12 protein-coding genes are annotated in these 14153 nt (G+C 63.3%); 8 read left to right on the top strand and 4 right to left on the bottom strand.

Annotated features, from left to right (window positions below):
- Positions 1–5: 5 nt before the first annotated feature.
- From CK486_RS09420 to CK486_RS09445, 6 genes are all read left to right on the top strand, one after another.
- Positions 6–875: an SDR family oxidoreductase gene (locus CK486_RS09420; RefSeq protein WP_095940049.1), complete on the top strand. Its 870-nt coding sequence runs from the start codon at positions 6–8 to the stop codon at positions 873–875.
- Between the two features lie 4 nt (positions 876–879).
- A complete protein-coding gene (gene atuC / locus CK486_RS09425) occupies positions 880–2496 on the top strand; it encodes a geranyl-CoA carboxylase subunit beta (RefSeq protein ID WP_095940050.1) in 1617 nt (538 codons plus the stop codon).
- A gap of 20 nt (positions 2497–2516) precedes the next feature.
- A complete protein-coding gene (atuD, locus tag CK486_RS09430) occupies positions 2517–3674 on the top strand; it encodes a citronellyl-CoA dehydrogenase (protein WP_095940051.1) in 1158 nt (385 codons plus the stop codon).
- A gap of 10 nt (positions 3675–3684) precedes the next feature.
- The gene (locus CK486_RS09435) at positions 3685–4482 is read left to right on the top strand and encodes an enoyl-CoA hydratase/isomerase family protein (protein WP_095940052.1); all 798 of its coding nucleotides are present in this window, start codon (positions 3685–3687) and stop codon (positions 4480–4482) included.
- A gap of 22 nt (positions 4483–4504) precedes the next feature.
- The gene (locus tag CK486_RS09440) at positions 4505–6493 is read left to right on the top strand and encodes an acetyl/propionyl/methylcrotonyl-CoA carboxylase subunit alpha (protein ID WP_095940053.1); all 1989 of its coding nucleotides are present in this window, start codon (positions 4505–4507) and stop codon (positions 6491–6493) included.
- A gap of 93 nt (positions 6494–6586) precedes the next feature.
- Positions 6587–7405 (top strand): NAD(P)-dependent oxidoreductase, encoded by an 819-nt coding sequence (locus tag CK486_RS09445; protein ID WP_095940054.1) that lies wholly within the window; start codon positions 6587–6589, stop codon positions 7403–7405.
- A 42-nt stretch (positions 7406–7447) separates the two neighbouring features.
- Here CK486_RS09445 and CK486_RS09450 read toward each other — a convergent pair whose 3' ends face one another.
- From CK486_RS09450 to CK486_RS09460, 3 genes are all read right to left on the bottom strand, one after another.
- The gene (locus CK486_RS09450) at positions 7448–7825 is read right to left on the bottom strand and encodes a VOC family protein (RefSeq protein ID WP_095940055.1); all 378 of its coding nucleotides are present in this window, start codon (positions 7823–7825) and stop codon (positions 7448–7450) included.
- A gap of 66 nt (positions 7826–7891) precedes the next feature.
- Positions 7892–8236, bottom strand: a complete 345-nt coding sequence (locus CK486_RS09455) for a hypothetical protein (protein ID WP_095940056.1) — start codon at positions 8234–8236, stop codon at positions 7892–7894.
- A complete protein-coding gene (locus CK486_RS09460; protein ID WP_095940057.1) occupies positions 8236–8643 on the bottom strand; it encodes a GNAT family N-acetyltransferase in 408 nt (135 codons plus the stop codon). Before CK486_RS09460 ends, CK486_RS09455 begins: the two co-directional genes overlap by 1 nt.
- A gap of 668 nt (positions 8644–9311) precedes the next feature.
- Between CK486_RS09460 and CK486_RS09465 the strand changes: the two genes are divergently transcribed.
- The gene (locus CK486_RS09465; protein WP_176481682.1) at positions 9312–10337 is read left to right on the top strand and encodes an autotransporter outer membrane beta-barrel domain-containing protein; all 1026 of its coding nucleotides are present in this window, start codon (positions 9312–9314) and stop codon (positions 10335–10337) included.
- Between the two features lie 33 nt (positions 10338–10370).
- Here CK486_RS09465 and CK486_RS09470 read toward each other — a convergent pair whose 3' ends face one another.
- Positions 10371–11999: a mechanosensitive ion channel family protein gene (locus CK486_RS09470; protein WP_095940059.1), complete on the bottom strand. Its 1629-nt coding sequence runs from the start codon at positions 11997–11999 to the stop codon at positions 10371–10373.
- Between the two features lie 295 nt (positions 12000–12294).
- On the opposite strand from CK486_RS09470, the gene CK486_RS09475 reads away from it, so the two are divergent.
- Positions 12295–14121, top strand: coding sequence for a long-chain-acyl-CoA synthetase (locus CK486_RS09475; RefSeq protein ID WP_095940060.1), 1827 nt, complete (start codon positions 12295–12297; stop codon positions 14119–14121).
- Positions 14122–14153: the final 32 nt, after the last annotated feature.

Below are 14153 nucleotides of genomic sequence, written 5' to 3' on the forward strand. Positions count from 1 at the left end.
GCACGATGAGTTACGACTCCGTATTCAAGCCCGGCCTGTTCAGCGGCCAGACCATCCTGGTCACCGGTGGCGGCAGCGGCATCGGCCGCTGCGTGGCCCATGAACTGGCCCACCTGGACGCCCACGTGGTGCTGGTCGGCCGCAAGCTGGAGAAGCTGGAAAAGACCTGCGGCGAAATCCTCGAAGACGGCGGCAAGGCCAGCTTTCAGGTGTGCGACATCCGTGACGAGGAAGCGGTCAAGGCCATGGTCAAGGCGGTCATCGCCGAGCACGGCCCCATCCATCATCTGGTCAACAACGCCGGCGGCCAGTTCCCGGCCCCGCTGATCGGCATCAACCAGAAAGGCTTCGAGACGGTGGTGCGCACCAACCTGGTCGGCGGTTTCCTAGTGGCCAAGGAAGTCTACCTGCAGAGCATGAGCAAGACCGGCGGCAGCATCGTCAACATGCTCGCCGACATGTGGGGCGGCATGCCCGGCATGGGCCACTCCGGCGCCGCCCGCGCCGGCATGGAGAACTTCACCAAGACCGCCGCCTACGAGTGGGGCCACTCGGGCGTGCGGGTCAATGCCGTAGCGCCGGGCTGGATTGCCTCCAGCGGCATGGACACCTACCCGGAATCCATGAAGCACATGATCCGCAACCTCAAGGACCACGTGCCGCTGCAGCGTATCGGCACCGAGTCGGAGGTGGCCTCGGCCATCGTCTTCCTGCTCACCCCCGGCGCCAACTTCATCAGCGGCAACACCATCCGCATCGATGGCGCCGCAAGCCAGGGCACCCGCGCCTGGACCCTGGGCAAGGCGAAATCCAGCGAGTCCTACAACGGCTTCCACCGGGCCTATCTGCCCGACGTATTCAAGGATCAGGAGTAACCCTATGCCTGTCATCCAGTCGGAAATCGACGTTCACGGCGAAGGCTTCGCGCTGAACCGCGAGGCCATGCTTGCCGCCATCGCCAGCTTCCGCGACGTGGAGCAAAAGGTGCTGGACAAGGCCAATGAGGCCAAGGCCAAGTTCGAGCGCCGTGGCCAGTTGCTGCCACGCGAGCGCCTGAACCTGCTGCTCGATCCGGGCGCACCGTTCCTCGAGCTGTCCTCGCTGGCCGGCTACAAGCTGCACGACGACAAGGACGGCAGCATGGCCGGCGGCGGCATCATCGCCGGCATCGGCTACATCGCCGGTGTGCGCAGCCTGGTGATCGCCAACAACAGCGCGATCAAGGGCGGCACCATCTCCCCCACCGGCCTGAAGAAATCCCTGCGCCTGCAGCAGATCGCCTTCGAGAACAAATTGCCGGTGGTGACCCTCGCCGAAAGCGGCGGCGCCAACCTCAACTACGCCGCCGACATCTTCGTCGAGGGCGCACGCGGCTTTGCCAACCAGGCGCGCATGTCGGCCATGGGCCTGCCGCAGATCACCGTGGTGCACGGCTCCAGCACCGCTGGCGGCGCCTACCAGCCGGGCCTGTCCGATTACGTGGTGGTGGTGCGCGGCAAGGCCAAGATGTTCCTCGCAGGTCCCCCTTTGCTCAAGGCAGCCACCGGTGAAGTGGCCACCGACGAGCAACTGGGCGGCGCCGAGATGCATGCCCAGGTCGCCGGCACCGCCGAATACCTGGCCGAGAACGACGCCGATGGCGTGCGTCTGGCCCGCGAGATCGTCGGCATGCTGCCGTGGAACGCGCAACTGCCGGCGCGCCCGGCCAAGAGCTGGCGCGACCCGTTGTACCCGGCCGAGGAACTGCTGGGCATCGTCCCGGCCGATGCCAAGAAACCCTATGACGTGCGCGAGATCATCGCGCGCATCGCCGACGGTTCGGAGTTCCTCGACTTCAAGAACGAGTTCGACAGCCAGACCGTCTGCGGTCACCTGCAGATCGAAGGTCACAGCTGCGGCATCATCGGCAACAACGGCCCGATCACCCCGCGTGGCGCGGCGAAAGCGGCCCAGTTCATTCAGCTGTGCGAGCAGAGCAATACGCCGATCCTGTTCTTCCACAACACCACCGGCTTCATGGTGGGCACGGAGTCCGAGCAGAACGGCGTGATCAAGCACGGCTCGAAGATGATCCAGGCGGTGGCCAACGCCACCGTGCCCAAGCTGACCATCGTTGTCGGCGGCTCCTACGGCGCCGGCAACTACGCCATGTGCGGCCGCGGCCTCGACCCGCGCTTCATCTTCGCCTGGCCCAACAGCAAGACCGCCGTGATGGGCGGCGCGCAGGCCGGCAAGGTGCTGCGCATCGTCACCGAGGAGAAGCACCTCAAGGAAGGCAAGGAAGCCGATCCGAAAATGCTCGACATGCTCGAGCAGATGACTGCGCAGAAACTCGACAGCCAATCCACCGCGCTCTACGGCACTGCCAGCCTGTGGGACGACGGCCTGATCGACCCGCGCGATACCCGCAAGCTGCTGGGCTTCCTGCTCGACATCTGCGCGGAGGCCGCGGTACGGCCGCTCAAATCGTCCACCTTCGGCGTCGCCCGCCTGTAACCCCATTAGGAGCCTGCATCATGATCTTTACCCAGGAACACGAAGAACTGCGCCGCACGGTCAAGAATTTCGTCGAGAAGGAAATCAACCCGCACGTCGACGAATGGGAAAAGGACGGCCGCTTCCCGATCCACGAAATTTTCAAGAAGGCCGGTGATCTGGGCCTGCTGGGCATCTCCAAGCCGGAAAAGTTCGGTGGCATGGGCCTGGACTACAGCTACTCCATCGTCGCCGCCGAAGAGTTCGGCACCATCCGCTGCGGCGGCATCCCGATGTCCATCGGCGTGCAGACCGACATGTGCACCCCGGCCCTGGCCCGCTTCGGTTCCGATGAGCTGCGCGAAGAGTTTCTCAAGCCCGCGATTGCCGGCGACATGGTCGGCTGCATCGGCGTCTCCGAGGTCGGCGCCGGCTCCGACGTGGCCGGTCTGAAGACCACCGCGCGCAAGGACGGCGATGACTACGTGATCAACGGCAGCAAGATGTGGATCACCAACTCCCCGTCGGCCGACTTCATCTGCCTGCTGGCCAATACCAGCGACGACAAGCCGCACGTGAACAAGTCGCTGATCATGGTGCCGATGAAGACCCCGGGCATCACCGTCAGCCCGCACCTGGACAAGCTCGGCATGCGCAGCTCGGAAACCGCTCAGGTGTTCTTCGACAACGTGCGCGTACCGCAGCGCTACCGCATCGGCCACGAAGGCGCCGGCTTCATGATGCAGATGCTGCAGTTCCAGGAAGAGCGCCTGTTTGGCGCAGCCAACATGATCAAGGGCCTGGAGCACTGCGTGGACAGCACCATCGAGTACTGCAAGCAGCGCCACACCTTCGGCAACCCGCTGATCGACAATCAGGTCATCCACTTCCGTCTGGCCGAACTGCAGACCGAAATCGAAGCCCTGCGCGCCCTCGTCTACCAGGCCACCGAGATGTACATCAAAGGCCGTGACGTGACCAAGCTGGCCTCCATGGCCAAGCTCAAGGCCGGCCGCCTCGGCCGTGAAGTCTCCGACTCCTGCCTGCAGTACTGGGGCGGCATGGGCTTCATGTGGGACAACCCGGTTTCGCGTGCTTACCGCGATGTGCGTCTGGTGTCGATTGGCGGCGGCGCCGACGAAATCATGCTGGGCATCATCTGCAAGCTGATGGGCATTCTGCCCGGCAAGAAGAAGTAAGGAGCACGTCATGGCCGAGCTGCCGAACTGCGAAACCCTGCTGCTCAACCTTGAAGGTGGCGTGCTGCACGTCACCCTCAACCGCCCGGACAGCCGCAACGCCATGAGCCTGGCCATGGTCGGTGAGCTGCGCGCGGTGCTCGACAGCGTGCGCGCCAACGCCGAGGTACGCGCCATTGTCCTGCGCGGCGCCGGCGGCCACTTCTGTGCCGGCGGTGATATCAAGGATATGGCAGGAGCCCGCGCCAGGGGCGGCGACGCCTACCGCGAGCTGAACCGTGCCTTCGGCGCCATGCTGGAGGAATTCCAGCAGGCGCCGCAGGTGGTGATCGCGCTGCTCGAAGGCGCGGTGCTCGGTGGCGGTTTCGGTCTGGCCTGCATCAGCGATATCGCCATCGCCGATCAGGCCTGCAAGTTCGGCCTGCCGGAAACCACCCTCGGCATCCTGCCGGCACAGATCGCCCCCTTCGTGGTCAAGCGCGTGGGTCTGACCCAGGCACGCCGGCTGGCGCTGACCGCGGCCCGCTTCGACGGCGCCGAGGCCCTGCGTCTGGGTCTGGTGCATTACTGCGAAGCCTCCGATGCTGCGCTGGAACAACGCCTGGGCGAAGTACTCGGCCAGGTGCGCCAGTGTGCGCCGGGCGCCAATGCGGCGACTAAGGCCCTGTTGCTGGCCACCGAGCAGGAGGCCCTCGGCCCGCTGCTGGACCGCGCCGCCGAGCAGTTCGCCGCCGCCGTCACCGGTGCCGAAGGCATCGAGGGCACCATGGCTTTCGTGCAGAAACGCGCTGCCCGCTGGGCACAATAAGAACATCGAACGGAGCAGCCCCATGCCCGCCTTTCACAAGATCCTGATCGCCAACCGCGGTGAAATCGCCTGCCGCGTCATGCGCACCGCCAAGGAACTCGGCTACCGCACCGTGGCGGTGTACTCCGAGGCCGACGCCGGCGCCCGCCACGTGCAGGTAGCCGACGAGGCCGTGTGCATCGGCCCGGCGCAGGTCAACCAGTCCTATCTGGTGATCGACAACATCATCAAAGCGGCGCAGAAGACCGGCGCCGACGCCATCCACCCGGGCTACGGATTCCTCTCCGAGAACGCCGATTTTGCCCGCGCCTGTGAAGCCGCCGGCATCGTCTTTATCGGCCCGACCGTGGAGGCCATCCACCTGATGGGCAGCAAGCGACTGTCGAAGATCGCCATGCTCGAAGCCGGCGTACCCTGCATTCCCGGCTACGAAGGCGCAGCCCAGGACGACGAGACGCTGGTACGTGAAGCCGAGCGCATCGGCTACCCGTTGATGATCAAGGCCAGCGCCGGCGGCGGTGGCCGCGGCATGCGCCTGGTGCATCAGGCCAGCGAGCTGCAGGAGCAGATCCGCACCGCCCGCTCGGAAGCGCAGAACGCCTTCGGTTCCGGCGAGCTGATTCTGGAGCGTGCGGTGATCCGCCCGCGTCACGTCGAGATTCAGGTCTTCGGCGACCAGCACGGCCATATCGTTTACCTCGGTGAGCGTGACTGCTCGGTGCAGCGCCGCCACCAGAAAGTGGTCGAGGAAGCGCCCTGCCCGGTGATGACGCCCGAGCTGCGCCGCGCCATGGGCGAGGCGGCGGTCAAGGCCGCCGCGCGGGTCAACTATGTCGGCGCCGGCACGGTGGAATTCCTGCTCGATGCCAGCGGCGAGTTCTTCTTCCTGGAAATGAACACCCGCCTGCAGGTGGAGCACCCGGTCACCGAACTGATCACCGGGCAGGACCTGGTGGCCTGGCAGATTCGCGTTGCCGAAGGCCAGGCGCTGCCGCTTGCGCAGGACGAGATCGCCCTCACCGGTCACGCCATGGAAGTGCGCCTGTACGCCGAGGATTCGGCGCACAACTTCCTGCCGCAGACCGGTCGCGTGCTGCGCTGGGAGCCGGAGTTGCTGGAAGGCATCCGCATCGACCATGGTCTGGTCGAAGGTCAGGAAGTCACGCCTTTCTACGACCCGATGCTGGCCAAGGTCATCGCCTACGGCGCCACCCGTGAGGACGCCCGGCGCAAGCTGGTGCGTGCCCTTGAGAACTGCGTGCTGCTGGGGGTCAACGGCAACCAGCGTTTCCTCGCCAACCTCTTGGCCAACCCCGAATTCGCCGCCGGCAATGCCACCACGGCCTTTATCGCCGAGCACTTTGCCAGCGACGAAAGCCTGACCCCGCAGGCGCCGGCAGCCAGCGAGCTGGCGATTGCCGCCGCCCTGCTCTATCAGGAATCGGCCAACAGCCGCAGCCACCAGTCTGGTCTGGCTGGCTGGCGCAGTGCCGGTAGCGCGCCGTGGCGCTTCATCCTCAAGCAGGGCGAGCACAAGCACGTGGTCGAGCTGGACGTACTCGGCGACGGCGCCCAGCCACAGCTGCGCGCCCGCGTGGGCGACAGTCAGGTTGAACTGCGCCTGCTGGCCAGCGATGGCCGCTGGCTGACCCTGGAGCAGGACGGCATCCGCCGCCGCCAGGCCTATCACCACGACGGCGACCGCCTGTGGCTGTTCGGCCACTTCGGCAACCTGGAACTCACCGACGTGACCCGCGAACCGGCCGGTGGCCAGAACGCCGCCAGCTCCGGCGCGGTGAAGGCCCCCATGGACGGCGCCATTGTCGAGGTGCTGGCCGAGGAAGGCGCCCGCGTCAGCAAGGGCCAACTGATGGTGGTGCTGGAAGCCATGAAGATGGAACACCCGCTCAAAGCCGGCGTGGACGGCGTGGTACGCCGGGTCGGCGTAAGCCAGGGCGACCAGGTCAAGAACCGCCAGTTGCTGGTGGAAATCGAGGCCGACCCAGCCTGATCGCCACGCGCCACTGGCTGATACCAAGCCCCGCACCAGAGTTTTCTGGGCGGGGTTTGCCCATTTCTGTGCAAGCGCCCTTATGGAGGCCAAATGTCACTTAACGGCAAGACCCTGTTCATCACCGGCGCCAGCCGCGGCATCGGCCGCGAGATCGCCCTCAAGGCCGCCGCCGACGGCGCCAATATCGTGGTCGCGGCCAAAAGCGCCGAGGCCCACCCGAAACTGCCGGGCACCATCTTCTCGGTGGCCGAGGAAATCGTCGCCGCCGGCGGGAAGGCCCTGCCCCTGCAGCTGGACGTGCGTGACGAAGAAGCGGTGAAAGCGGCCATGGCCCAGGCTGCCGAGCACTTCGGCGGCATCGACGCGCTGATCAACAACGCCGGCGCCATCCGTCTCAAGGGCGTGGAGCACCTGGAGCCCAAGCGCTACGACCTGATGTTCCAGATCAACACCCGCGCGGTGATGGTTTGCAGCCAGGCGGCGCTGCCCTATCTGAAGAAAACCCAGGGTCATATCCTCAGCCTCTCCCCGCCACTGAATCTCGACCCCAAGTGGTTCGCCAGCTACGGCCCCTACACCACCACCAAGTACGGCATGAGCATGCTGACCCTGGGGATGCACGAGGAATTCAGGAAATACGGCATCAGCGTCAACGCGCTGTGGCCCAAGACAGTGATCGCCACCGCCGCCATCGAGTTCGAGGCCGGCGGCCCCGCCGTGATGAAGGCCGCGCGCCTGCCGGCGATCATGGCCGATGCCGCCTACGCCATCCTCAGTAGCAGTGAGCGCAGCATCAGCGGTCGCCTGCTGATCGACGAAGAGATTCTTCGCGAACAAGGTCAGACGGACTTCGAACAGTACCGCTATGACCCGGCCGGCAAGCTGATGACCGATCTGTTCGTCGACTGACGCCAGTGATCCCAAGGCGCGGAGCCACTTCCGCGCCTTCACTCAGTCAGGCAGGCGCCACGGCGGGTTCAGACGATTCTCGCCGGCGCGGTAGAGGCAGATGCGGTTGCCATCGGGATCACGCAGGTAGGCTTCGCGCCACAGCCAGGGCTGATCCTGTGGCAGCTGTTCGAACGACAGGCCCTCGGCCTGCAGCCGGACCACCTCGGCATCCAGTTCCCCGCACTCGAAATAGACCAGCGTCGAGCCCGGCACGACCTGCGCCTCGCGGCTGAGCGAAAAGCTCGCCTGTCCGTCCGGGCAGACAAAACGCGCATAGTCCGGCAGGTTCTCGACGATCAGCTTCAACCCCAAACACTGGTAAAACGCGATAGCACGCGGCACATCCGTGACGGCCACCGTAACCTGATTCAAATTCATCGCCACCCCTCAGGGATTCGTCACAGCCAAAAGGTCCAGGCTGCCGGAGCGCCCTGCACCTGTTCTTTACCCTCCGAGCATCACCAGCAAGGTGCCAACGCCAGCCACCGCCACCACCGTCAGCGCGGCCAACTGCACGGGCTGGAACCAGGCCACCTGTCGCTGTTCCGGGCGTCCCAGGGCCAGCAGCTGAAGAACCAGCAAGGCCAACCCGGCGAGCAAGCCCTGACCGGTCAAACCGAGAATCGCGCCGATGCGCCAGCCGGATTCATACACCGGTGCCTCACCGGGGGCAGGCGTGTACAGCAGAACGCCTTGGGGGTTGCTCTGATGCACGGCGTAACCAGCCAGTGCCGCCAGCCCGACAACCAGCAACAACACGCCGATCAGGTAACGCGGTATCGCGGGCATCAGTGTTCACCTCCGGCATAGATCCACATCGGCTGAGTCTGCCCGGCACGGCTGAAACCCAGGTTTTCATAGAACGAAATGGCCCGCCCATCGGCGGTGAGCATCTGCATGTGCAGCCCGGCATAGCGCTGTTGCAACGCGTCCATCATCTGCCTGCCGATACCCTGCCCCTGAAACTCCGGATGCACCAGCAAGTGCGGGTAATAGACCACCAGATGGCCATCGGAAATGGCATTACCAAGCCCGACCAGACGGCCATCCAGACGCGCCGTCACCAGGCTGTGGGAGTTGCGCAGGGCAGCCAGCAACTGCTCGGGCTTGTCGGCCGAAGACCAGTCATTGGCACGGTAGAGAGCGACAACTTCATCCTGCTGGAGGCTGTCGCCCAGTTGAATCTGTAACGGCATGAGCAATCCTTGTAGTGCATCAGTAAAAGGCAAGACTCTGGGCAAAGCTAGAATCTTTAATACTTCGCGAAGGTATGAGTCGGTAGGGCAGGTAGTCACTCAAACAGCACACAGGGAGTATTGGTTTATGTCGCAATTGAAATGGGCTCCGCCGCTGTTGTCACTCTCGCTGCTTGGGATGAACTCAGCCTGGGGCTGATTGCAGTGATTACTTCGTCGGAGACAACCTTTACTACCTGGGACGAACCAGCAGCCAGTCAGTCTGGATATCCAATACCCAGACACTGGGTGACTATGCACTGAGCGCCCCTGGTGTCGCCAATATTGATACGTGGACCAGTATCCGCAACCCGCAATACCGACTCAGCGTATCGCCGGTTGTTGTGGATGGCGTCAATGGTACTCATCAGCTGCAGATACTGGGCGTGAGTGGCGACCCCGCAAAACCCAATTGTTTTGTGGCGTCACGCAGTCAAGTTAATCCGATCATTCCGCCGACCTGGCGCCCGCCACAGAAGCCCGATCTACCTGCAATACCTGTTAGCCCCGAGTTACCAGACCAACCGGTTGTGGTGCGCCCCTCGCTGCCTGATCGCCCTGTTGCAGTACGGCCAACCTTACCCGACCGCCCCATTGCTGTCCGGCCCTCGCTTCCCGACAGGCCAGTTGTGACCAGACCTGCCCTACCAGACCGCCCAGTGGTAAGCCGACCGATTGATCCTGATCAGCCGCAGGAGTCTTATCTACCTGAGCTCAATGGCTCCCCGGCGCTGACGCAAACAGAAGTAGCGTCATTGTGCCCATCCGCTGAGCGCGATGCCGCAGGCCAGTACACGCCTGAAACACTTGAGCGCTGCCCCGCACTGCGCCTGGCTCTCACACAAGCCCCACTAACGCCGGGGCGAGATCTGCCAGATGAGAGCCTGTGGAACGTCTGGGTTGACCCGCATTACATCTATACCAGCAATCGCCGGGGGTTCAGTGATGTGGAAGAAAAAACCCATAGCCTTGGCATGGGCGTGGACAGGCGAATCAACGCCGACCTGGCCATTGGTGTTCTTCTGAACATCAACGATCTTCAAACCGAAAGCTTTGACGGCAACATCACAACGGATGGCACTAGCTACAATCTGGGCCCCTACCTCGCCTATCAACTTTCCCCAGCCTGGTCCCTATTTGCCAATGCCACCATCGGCACAGCCAACATGGAACGTGAAGTGCTGATGTTCAAAGGTGACGGCGATAGCAGCAGCTATGGCGGAAACATCAACCTCTATGGTGATTACCCGCTCACGGAACAAACCCATGTGAGGCCGAAGCTGGGCATCAATTATCAGAAGGAAGACATCGAGGACTTTACCCTCAAAGGACGTCTAGCCAGTTTTTACCTTGAGCCAGAAATCGAAGGTTCAAGGCAGGAAAGCGGTCAGGCACTGGCCACAGTCGAACTCAATACACTGTTTGTTGGTGCAGGGAATGAGGTCTATCGCCCCTATGTAGAGGTCGGCACTTACTACAACTACCTGCAAGACAAGAACAGCATCTACCCCGAGTGGCAGGGCGTATTCCGAGGAGGACTGCGCGCACTGTTGGGCAGCCACACGCAAGTCGACGCAAGCCTTGGCTATGAAAGTATTGGTGTTAGCGGCCTGGATGTCTGGGATATAGGCCTGTTCGTTTCCCATGGCTTCTGACTGGCATTACGGTCAGAAGCCATACCCACACACTCAATTGCCCGGAGGCTCCCGCCGGGCAGGTTCGGCATACCAGTTTTCCTTTGGCACCCATTTAGCGTCCTGCGGGTCGGCGATGTAGTGCGGCGACATGATCTGTACGCCGTACTCGTTGAAGACATCCTGAATATGGGCATGCAACGCCGACAACAGCGCTGCACGGGGACGCGGCTGACTCGGTACAGCCTGCGCCACCAGTCGGTACTCCGGGTAGTAGTCCGAGAGTGCCGTCTGGAAAACCTGCGGCTTTGGCTCGGCCAGAATACCCTCGGTACGCCGGGCCGCTTCGATGAGCATCGCCTCAACCTGACGCCAGGGGGTGTCGTAGCCGATGGTCACCGTCGTATCGATCACATACCCCTGACCTTTCACGCTGCGCGAGTAATTCTTGGTCACGCTGCCGGTAATCATCGAGTTAGGAATGCTCAGTACCTCACCCAAGCCGGTACGTATACGGGTGGTAAACATCCCCATTTCAGTGACGGTGCCCTCATGTTCCCCTATCCGCACGTACTCTCCCGGTCGCAACGTGCGGGTGTAGGTCAGGATCAGCCCGGAAGCAGCCTGACCAATCACACTGGAAGCGCCCAGCGACACCATCAGGCCAAGCAACACCGAAAGCCCCTTGAATGCCTCGGTACCCGCACCGGGCAGGTAGGGATAGGCCATGGCCAATGCAAACAGCCAAACGGCCAGCGCCGAAAGGCGCCGCGTGGGAGCCAGGGTTTCCTGATTCAACCACGCATCGTTGTCGCCATGCACAGCCATGCGTTTGAGCAGACGCTGGACAAAGGCACTGAGGCCCCGGGCGATGAAGAAAATCGCCACGGCGACTCCCAGCCCCGGCACCGCGCTGACAATCCCATCAAACAGGTAGCGGGCCAGATCTACCAGGTAGCTGTTGAGGCTCTCTCCCCAGGGGCGCGTGTAGGGAAAGCGCGACAGCACAAAGCTGAGCCACTCATAGGTCAACAACAGCACTATCAGCCAGCGCACCGCGTGCAGCACCCGTGAGACCACCGGGAACAGCTGATGGACATCAACGACCTGAGTACTGCCCAGCTTGAGTGCTCTGGTATGCCGCTGCATCACGCCAGGCAACGCTCCGAGCACCTTGCCGCGCAAGAAATAGATCAGCCGGATCAGAAGCAGGAACACAACAGTCGCAACAACCGAGTAAACCACTGCCAGCAGCATGAAACGCAGGTTGCGGCTTTCCTCGTTCTCGCTGACCACCTGGTGCAGCACCTGGGCCGCTGCATTGGCGGCCGCCTCGACCGACTCATACTGAACAGGATCGACGTCCCCCGGCGAGACGATAAAGGCGCGGCGGTCGCCCAGGCGCACAATGATGCTGCCGTGAACCGGTTGCAGGCTGACCTTCAGCTCACTGCTGCTATCCAGTACTTCATTGATCACCGCGCGGGCACGTGCGGCCCGGATTTCGGGAGACTCACCGAGCAACGTGGCACGCAACACCAGAATCGTGCGGTTGGCCACTTTCAGCTCTGCAGCCGGCGCCTCCGTCTCACCATCTGACTCATCTGCAGCCAGCGCGGCAGACGACAGCAGACAAAGCAGCACACCACGAAGCAACCACCGCCACCACCCAACACTCGCCATCGATGTCACTCCCCTGTGCATGCTCCAATGATCGATCATTACCTGCTGCGGCGCGCTGACATCGCTGTCCGAACGGGCAAGAACAACTGCAGCCACTGCCAAGCTGGCAAGGTGACAATTCTTAGCCATGTTCGAGGGTATCTGGCGCCAGAACCGGTGTATGAACATAACGCACGGCGTGACATTTGCCCAAGTGCCAGACCAGACTGCGCCAGAGTCATAGCCGCGCCGGCAGGCCTCCCCGTAGAGTCGCCGCAGGCGCAATTTGCCCATAACAACGACAATCGCGTGAGCCATGACCCAAGCCGACCTGATTTCCCCCGTTCGCTTCCTTGCCCGTCTGCCCCAGCACCTGCCGCGCGTGCCGCGCATGCTGCAGGGCCTGTACTACGCCGGCATCCGCAACCGTGAGCGCCAGCTCTCGCTGGGCTGGGCTCTGGAGCGCGCCACCCGCCTGTTCCCGGACAGCCCCGCGTTGATGGATGAAACCCGCCGCCTGAGCTATCGCCAGTTCAACGCCTGGGCCAACCGCCTGGCCTGGACATTCAAGGGCGACGGCGTGCGCCACGGCGACGTGGTCGCGGTGATGCTGGAGAACCGCCTGGAACTGATGGCCGTGCTGGCGGCACTGGCCAAACTGGGTGCCATCGGCGCTCTGCTCAACACCAGCCAGCGAGGCAAGGTGCTGTGTCACAGCCTGAATCTGGTCAAGCCGTCGTTCTTCGTCATCGGCGAAGAACTGGTCGAGGCCTTCGGCGAAGTGCGTGGCGAGGTCGAGCGGGCTGACCGTCCGTGCTACTGGCTGGCCGACCGCGACACCCTGCAGGATGCCGGTCAGGAGCCGGAAGGCTGGGTCAATCTGGCCAGCAGCTGCGTGGCACAGAGTGACGACAACCTGCCGGACAGCCGCCGGGTACAGCTCAAGGATGCCTGCTTCTACATCTACACCTCAGGTACCACCGGCATGCCCAAGGCCTCGATCATGAGCCACGGCAAGTGGATCAAGGCCTATGGCGGATTCGGCCATTCCGGCCTGACCCTGACCAACAGTGACGTGCTCTACCTGACCCTGCCCTGCTACCACAACAACGCCGTCACCGTGTGCTGGAGCTCGGCCCTGGCCGGCGGCGCCGCCATCGCCCTGCGCCGCAAGTTCTCCGCCAGCGCCTTCTGGAAGGACGTGGCGCGCTACAACGCCACCTGCTTCGGCTACATCGGCGAGCTGTGCCGCTACCTGCTCAACCAGCCGGTGACCCCGGAAGAGCAGAACAACAGCCTGCGCTGCATGATCGGCAACGGCCTGCGCCCGGCCATCTGGAACGAGTTCAAGCAACGCTTCGGCATCGAGCACATCACCGAGTTCTATGCCTCCAGCGAAGGCAACATCGGCTTCACCAACGTGTTCAACTTCGACAATACCGTCGGCTACACCCCGGCCACCTTCGCCATCGTCCGCTACGACCTGGAGAACGACTGCCCGGTGCGTAATGCCAAGGGCTTTCTGGAGAAGGTCGATCAGGGCGAACCAGGGCTGCTGATCAGCGAGATCAGCAAGAAATGGCCGTTCGACGGCTACACCGACCCGGCCAAGAGCGAGGCGGTGATCCTGCGCAACGTATTCAAGAAGGGCGACGCCTGGTTCAACACCGGCGACCTGATGCGCGACATCGGCTGCAAGCATGCGCAGTTCGTCGACCGCCTGGGCGATACCTTCCGCTGGAAGGGCGAGAACGTCTCCACCACCGAGGTGGAAAGCCTGCTGGGCGGCTTTGCCGGTGTCGAGGACGCGGTGGTCTACGGCGTCGAGATCGAAGGCACCAATGGCCGCTGCGGCATGGCCGCACTGCGTCTGGCCCATGGTGCGCAGCTGGATTTTTCCGCCCTCGCCCGCTACCTGGACCACGAACTGCCGGCCTACGCCGCACCGCTGTTCATCCGCCTGCTGGCAGAAGTGGAAACCACCGGCACCTTCAAGTACAAGAAAACCGACCTCAAGCAGGTCGCCTACAACCCGGAACAGACCAGCGATCCGCTCTACGTGCGCCTACCGGGCAGCGCTACATTCACCCCACTGGACAGCGCCACCTACGAGCAGATTCAGAACGGCACTCACCGTTTCTGAGTCCTGCGAGGTCAGCCCTCAGCGGGGCTGAC

The sequence above is a fragment of the Pseudomonas sp. HAR-UPW-AIA-41 genome (assembly GCF_002304225.1).
Classification (GTDB): Bacteria; Pseudomonadota; Gammaproteobacteria; order Pseudomonadales; family Pseudomonadaceae; genus Aquipseudomonas.

Bases quoted from the DNA above. Each gene is read 5' to 3' on its own strand.
- CK486_RS09420 (WP_095940049.1), top strand. From the start codon at position 6: ATGAGTTACGACTCCGTATTCAAGCCCGGCCTGTTCAGCGGCCAGACC.
- atuC (WP_095940050.1), top strand. From the start codon at position 880: ATGCCTGTCATCCAGTCGGAAATCGACGTTCACGGCGAAGGCTTCGCG.
- atuD (WP_095940051.1), top strand. From the start codon at position 2,517: ATGATCTTTACCCAGGAACACGAAGAACTGCGCCGCACGGTCAAGAAT.
- CK486_RS09435 (WP_095940052.1), top strand. From the start codon at position 3,685: ATGGCCGAGCTGCCGAACTGCGAAACCCTGCTGCTCAACCTTGAAGGT.
- CK486_RS09440 (WP_095940053.1), top strand. From the start codon at position 4,505: ATGCCCGCCTTTCACAAGATCCTGATCGCCAACCGCGGTGAAATCGCC.
- CK486_RS09445 (WP_095940054.1), top strand. From the start codon at position 6,587: ATGTCACTTAACGGCAAGACCCTGTTCATCACCGGCGCCAGCCGCGGC.
- CK486_RS09450 (WP_095940055.1), bottom strand. From the start codon at position 7,825: ATGAATTTGAATCAGGTTACGGTGGCCGTCACGGATGTGCCGCGTGCT.
- CK486_RS09455 (WP_095940056.1), bottom strand. From the start codon at position 8,236: ATGCCCGCGATACCGCGTTACCTGATCGGCGTGTTGTTGCTGGTTGTC.
- CK486_RS09460 (WP_095940057.1), bottom strand. From the start codon at position 8,643: ATGCCGTTACAGATTCAACTGGGCGACAGCCTCCAGCAGGATGAAGTT.
- CK486_RS09470 (WP_095940059.1), bottom strand. From the start codon at position 11,999: ATGGCGAGTGTTGGGTGGTGGCGGTGGTTGCTTCGTGGTGTGCTGCTT.
- CK486_RS09475 (WP_095940060.1), top strand. From the start codon at position 12,295: ATGACCCAAGCCGACCTGATTTCCCCCGTTCGCTTCCTTGCCCGTCTG.